Raw genomic sequence first — 213 nt, 5'->3', positions numbered from 1 at the left:
CGGGTTCGCCGCAGCCATGTCCTCCGGCTCCGGATACTTCGCGAACAACGCCGGCGTCGTCTGGTTCACCCGCAAGTCCGTCGTCTGCGCCGACAGCACCGTCGCCACCAGCAACTCGAACGGCGTCTCGAAGTCCAGCTCCGGATGCGCGTACGGATACAGCTCCGCCAGCTCACGGTTGATCTTCCGCGCCCGCCGCACCATCGCCAGACG

At 67.1% G+C, this 213-nt stretch carries 1 protein-coding gene; it reads right to left on the bottom strand.

Annotated elements, in window-relative coordinates; translation table 11 throughout:
* The coding region (locus IH61_RS0140130) for an endonuclease (RefSeq protein WP_031079489.1) at positions 1-213 on the bottom strand (213 nt) is incomplete at both ends.

Origin of the sequence: Streptomyces sp. NRRL WC-3742, assembly GCF_000720635.1 — a bacterium.
In the GTDB taxonomy this organism is placed as follows: domain Bacteria; phylum Actinomycetota; class Actinomycetes; order Streptomycetales; family Streptomycetaceae; genus Kitasatospora.
The sequence above is the reverse complement of the archived record's forward strand: the minus strand, read 5'-3'. Positions and strand labels throughout refer to the sequence as shown.